The organism is Immundisolibacter sp. (assembly GCF_041625615.1).
GTDB lineage: Bacteria > Pseudomonadota > Gammaproteobacteria > Immundisolibacterales > Immundisolibacteraceae > Immundisolibacter.
The window spans coordinates 1-4,927 of the sequence record NZ_JBFJTF010000150.1; the positions used below are offsets into that span (position 1 = coordinate 1).

Genomic DNA, 4,927 nt, shown 5'->3' on the forward strand with positions numbered 1-4,927 from the left:
CCCGCCAAGTTCGAGCTGGCCAGCCAGCTGGGGGCCACCGACTGCGTCAACCCGGCCGACGATGCGGCGCCCATCCAGGAGGTCATCGTCGAGCTGACCGACGGCGGCGTCGATCACTCGTTCGAGTGCATCGGCAACGTGGACGTGATGCGTGCGGCGCTCGAGTGCTGCCACAAGGGCTGGGGCGAGTCGACGATCATCGGCGTGGCCGGCGGCGGCGACGAGATCCGCACCCGCCCGTTCCAGCTGGTGACCGGACGCGTGTGGCGCGGCAGCGCGTTTGGCGGAGTCAAGGGCCGCTCGCAGCTGCCCGGTTACGTGGACCGCTACCTGGCCGGTGAGATCAAGGTCGATGAGTTCGTCACGCATACCCTGCCGCTCGAACGCATCAACGAAGCCTTCGACCTGATGCACGCGGGGCAGAGCATCCGCAGCGTCATCCGCTTCTAGGACGCCGCCATGACACCCCACCTGGCCGCCACTCTCGGCTGGCTGGCGCTGGCCCTGCAGGCCGCGCTCGGCCTGCTGTGCGCCTGGCACGCGCTGCTGACCAAGCGCGACCCCCGCTCGGCGCTGGCGTGGATCGGCATCGTCCTGCTGCTGCCATTGGGCGGGCCGCTGCTGTACTTCATCTTCGGCGTCAACCGTATCCGCACCCGCCACCGGCGCCTGCGGCGGTTCCCGCTGCCGCTGGAGTTCGGCTACGAACAGCCGGACGACGCCGGCATGACGGACCCGGCTCCCGGTGCCATGCCGGAGGGCCCGATCGCCCGCGCCTCGGCGCGCATCAGCCACCGCGCCTGCCTGCCGGGAAGCCACATCGAGCGCCTACACAACGGCGACCAGGCCTACCCGGCCATGATCGAGGCCATCCGCTCGGCCGAGCGCTACGTCTACCTGTCGACCTACATCTTCGGCGCCAGCGGCGCGGCACGCGACATCATCGACGCGCTCAAGGCCGCGCAGCGGCGCGGCGTGACCGTGTGCGTGCTGATCGACGGCCTCGGCCAGTGGTACACCCTGGCGCGCGCGGCGCCGGCCCTGCGCGAGGGCGGCGTACGCGTGGCGCGCTTCCTGCCGCTGCGCCTGTGGCCGCCCAGCGTGCACGTGAACATGCGCAACCACCGCAAGATTCTGGTGGTGGACGGCGAGATCGCCTTCACCGGCGGCATGAACATCGCCGACTACCACGTGCTCGGCGATGGCAGCCGCCGTGGCGTCATCGACCTGCACCTGCGCCTGCGCGGGCCAGTGGTGAGCCAGATCGAGGCCGTGTTCGCCGAAGACTGGCGCTTTGCCACCGGACAGGCACTGCCGGAGCCCGCGCCACCGGGCGGCATGGCCGGCGAAGCCGCCTGCCGCGTCATCACCGACGGCCCCAACGAAGACCTCGACCGCCTGGCGCTGGTCCTGCTGGCGGCAGTGTCGGCGGCGCAGCGGCGCATCATCATCATGACGCCCTACTTCCTGCCCGGCCGTGAACTGCTGGGTGCCTTGCAGGCGGCCGCACTGCGTGGGGTGGACGTGCGTATCCTGCTGCCGGGCAAGAACAACCTGCCCTACGTGCACTGGGCCACGCGCAACCAGCTGTGGGAACTGCTGCAGCACGGCGTACAGGTGCGCTACCAGCCGCCACCTTTCGTGCACAGCAAGTGCCTGCTGGTGGACGAGGACTACGCGCAGGTCGGCTCGGCCAACCTCGACCCGCGCAGCCTGCGCCTGAACTTCGAACTCAACGTCGAAGTGTTCGACCCGGCCTTCAACGCGGCACTGAGCGCCGATTTCGAATCCGCCTGGGCGCCGGCGCGGCCGGTCACGCTTCAGGAAATCAGCCAGCGTGGCCTGGCCGAGCGCACGCGTGATGCCTTCTGCTGGCTGTTCTCGCCCTATCTGTGACCCCTTCGCGAGCAACCGTTCGTCACACCACGGCCACCGCGCCGCCTCACTGCCGCCGGGGCAGGTGATCCAGCCGATCCGGATCGAGCCTCAGTCGTTCGCCCACCAGACCGTGACCAAAGATCGGGTCGCGACCCGGCGACCCAAGGTCGGTCGCTGTCGCGACCAGGGCGGAAAGCGCCTGTCGGGCACCGTCCGAGGCCGGCTCGCCGGCGCGCGCCGCCAGCAGCCCGGCGACCACCGGCGCGGCATACGAAGTGCCGCGCACCACGGTATAGCCGTCGGCACTGGCAGCCACCAGATCCGCCCCCGGCGCCGCGAAGCTGACGTGCGGCCCGCGACCGGCTTCCGGCAGCACCCGGCGCCGGCCGTCTACCGCCGTGACGCCGACCACGCCCGGATACGCGGCCGGGTACAGCGGCGGGGCGGCCGGACCGTCGTTGCCAACCGCTGCCACCACCACATGCCCACGCGCCATCAGCCGATCGACCACCTGCGCCAGCAGCCGGTTGGGCGGACCAACCAGACTCACGTTGATGACCGCGACGCGTTGGCTGGCAAGCCACGCGAAGGCCTCGGCGATCGTCTCCACCGCCCCCCCGGTGGCTGCGTCGCAGTAGACATCGGCCGCATACAACGTCATTCCCGAGGCGGCAGCGGCGAATCCGGCTGTCTGCCCCACCAGCAGCGACGCCACCGCCGTGCCGTGGGGACTTGCCACCGGTCGCCCGCCGCAGCCCCACGTGCGTATCCGCGCCTGGCGCAGCAGCGAGGCGCCCGTGTCGATGCCGCCGTCGATCAGACCAACGCGCCCGGACGCGACAGCCTTGCCCCCGTCCTGCACCGCACCCGGCGCCGCATCGGTGTCGACGGGCGATGCACCGTCCGACGCCCCCGCATCCAGATAGATGTGGTTGAAGTCGAGCCGGGCGTTCGGGTCGAGCGCCCGCAGCCGCTCGAGCGCTTCTTCGGTCCGCATCCCGGCCGGTGGCTGCAAAACGACCACCGCGATGTCCAGATCGGGCAACGTCCGTTCCCGCAAGACGACAAAACCCGCCTGTCGCGCCCGGGCAATCAGCTCCGCGTCGGGCGCTATCGCCAGCACCTCGTCGCGAACCATGAGCTCGCCGGCGCGGTTCAGCTCAAGCCGATCGCGGTGGGTGCGCGCCAGCGTGCGCATCTTCAGCCGGCGTGCCGCCACCGACGGCAGATCGCGCGCCGCCTGGGCATGACGCTCCACCCGCTCGAGCTGTCGGTCGACCCCGAACGGCGGCTCGAACCCGGGCAACTGCGGGCCGGGCATCGACGGCAGCCCGAGCTGCGCCAGTGCCGGCATACTGCCGGCGCCGAGCAGCACCAGCGCCGCTGCCAGCCGCTGCCAGCCGCCATGCGGCGGCGGCGTCCTTGCGCGCTCGCGCCGTCGTCCTGTGTGCATTCGCTGTCGCAAGCCACCTCCTGCCTGTTGCCACGCCGGCGCCCGGTGCCGGCACTGAACCACCCCTATGCCAAACGATCCGACAACGGAAGAAAATCCCCCGCCGGATCGTTATCACTGTAATGAATCCTCACATATGAACCGGTCGACGCGGATTGAAGACGACATCGTTGCCTTGCTGCCCCGATTGCGGCGCTTCGCACGCACCATCACCCGCCACTCTTCGGACGCCGACGACCTGGTGCAGGCGGCCATCGAGCGGGCGCTGCGCAGCACCGCCCAGTGGCAGTCCGGCACGCGGCTCGACAGCTGGCTGTTTCGCATAGTGAAGAACTGCTGGATCGACGAGATCAGGGCGAGAACGCGGCGCAACCGTCTGTTTGCACCCGAGGAAGACGGCGAACAGGTTGGCGTCTCCTACACCCAGCGACAGATCGACGCCATGGCCGTGCAAAAGGCAATGGAACAGCTCAGCGAGGACCAACGCATGGCGGTCGGCCTGGTCCTGATCGAGGGCCTGGCCTACAAGGAGGCCGCCTCGGTACTTGAGATTCCGGTCGGCACCCTCACCAGCCGCCTGGCGCGGGCGCGCGAGGCACTGCAGGCCGTACTGTCGGACACCCGCCAGGAACCGCAATGAATATCTCCGATGAAACACTGATGGCCTATCTGGACGGTGAGCTCGACCCCGAGACCCGCCTGCGCGTCAAAGCCGCTGTGGCCGCCGACCCTGCGCTGGCTGCCCGCGTCGCGCAGCAGCAGGCCCTGATTGGCCAACTGCGCAGCGCTTTCGACGACACACTGCACGAACCGGTGCCGCCACGCTTGCTGGCGGCGGCGCGCGCGGAAACCGACTCCGTCGCAGCGCCACCCGCCCGCAAGCGCCGTGCCGCGGCCCTTGCCAGCGCGTGGGCACAGTCATGGCTGCCCCCACGCCGGGGCGCGTTCGGCGGCGCGCTGGCGGCCAGCCTGATCGCGGGCGTACTCCTCGGCCACGCCCTGACGCGACACCCCCCTGGCGCCCTGCCCTTCGTCGACGGCAGCCTGGTGGCACGGGGCGCGTTGGCCAAAACCCTGTCCGTGCAGCTCGCCAGCAACCCCGACCCCGCTGCGCCGGTGCATGTCGGGCTGAGCTTCCGCGCCAAGTCGGGCGATTACTGCCGCACGTTTGCCGTCAGCCACGAGGACCAGCGCCCGCCCTACGCCGGACTCGCCTGCAAGGAAGCACCCGGCTGGCGCATCCATACCCTTACGGAAACGGACCGCTCAGGCACCCCGGACTACCGCATGGCGGCCAGTAATCTGCCAGCGGCAGTGTTGGCCGCCGTCGACCGCCTCATCGACGGCGACCCGCTCGACGCCGGCGCAGAACGCGCCGCACGCGACGGTGGCTGGACACCCTGATCACCGGCCCCACAAATTTTTTTTGGGAAACCGGAAGTAAATCGATCGTGGAGACGTTCTTCACTAACGCGTGCTGCGGATTTGCCGCAGCCGATGGTGGAACGACGTTAAGGAGACCACTCATGAAAATCAGAAACCACATCGCCAGCACCCTTCTCGGCACCACCCTTGCGGTCTCCGTCCCGCTGCACG

General features: G+C 69.8%; 5 protein-coding genes. 4 read left to right on the plus strand and 1 reads right to left on the minus strand.

The window, feature by feature from the left end; translation table 11 throughout:
* Both ABYX71_RS10305 and cls read left to right on the plus strand, forming a co-directional pair.
* Nucleotides 1–450 (plus strand): zinc-binding dehydrogenase (locus ABYX71_RS10305; protein ID WP_372696412.1); only part of this gene is annotated, 450 nt, incomplete at its 5' end.
* 9 nt (nt 451–459) lie between these two features.
* Nucleotides 460–1,896, plus strand: a complete 1,437-nt coding sequence (cls, locus tag ABYX71_RS10310) for a cardiolipin synthase (protein ID WP_372696413.1) — start codon at nt 460–462, stop codon at nt 1,894–1,896.
* Nucleotides 1,897–1,942: 46 nt separating this feature from the next.
* On the opposite strand, the gene ABYX71_RS10315 is transcribed toward cls, so the two are convergent.
* On the minus strand, nt 1,943–3,331 hold the full coding sequence (locus ABYX71_RS10315; RefSeq protein WP_372696414.1) for a S8 family serine peptidase: 1,389 nt from the start codon (nt 3,329–3,331) through the stop codon (nt 1,943–1,945).
* A gap of 136 nt (nt 3,332–3,467) precedes the next feature.
* On the opposite strand from ABYX71_RS10315, the gene ABYX71_RS10320 reads away from it, so the two are divergent.
* Together ABYX71_RS10320 and ABYX71_RS10325 are read left to right on the plus strand one after the other, a co-directional pair.
* Nucleotides 3,468–3,971 (plus strand): sigma-70 family RNA polymerase sigma factor, encoded by a 504-nt coding sequence (locus ABYX71_RS10320; RefSeq protein ID WP_372696415.1) that lies wholly within the window; start codon nt 3,468–3,470, stop codon nt 3,969–3,971.
* 20 nt (nt 3,972–3,991) lie between these two features.
* Nucleotides 3,992–4,735 carry an anti-sigma factor gene (locus ABYX71_RS10325; protein ID WP_372696416.1) on the plus strand — a complete coding sequence of 248 codons (744 nt, stop codon included), beginning with the start codon at nt 3,992–3,994 and terminating at the stop codon, nt 4,733–4,735.
* Nucleotides 4,736–4,927 lie beyond the last annotated feature (192 nt).

Coding starts and splice junctions, on each gene's coding strand:
- ABYX71_RS10320 (WP_372696415.1), top strand. CDS start 3,468: ATGAACCGGTCGACGCGGATTGAAGACGACATCGTTGCCTTGCTGCCC.
- ABYX71_RS10315 (WP_372696414.1), bottom strand. CDS start 3,331: ATGCACACAGGACGACGGCGCGAGCGCGCAAGGACGCCGCCGCCGCAT.
- ABYX71_RS10325 (WP_372696416.1), top strand. CDS start 3,992: ATGGCCTATCTGGACGGTGAGCTCGACCCCGAGACCCGCCTGCGCGTC.
- cls (WP_372696413.1), top strand. CDS start 460: ATGACACCCCACCTGGCCGCCACTCTCGGCTGGCTGGCGCTGGCCCTG.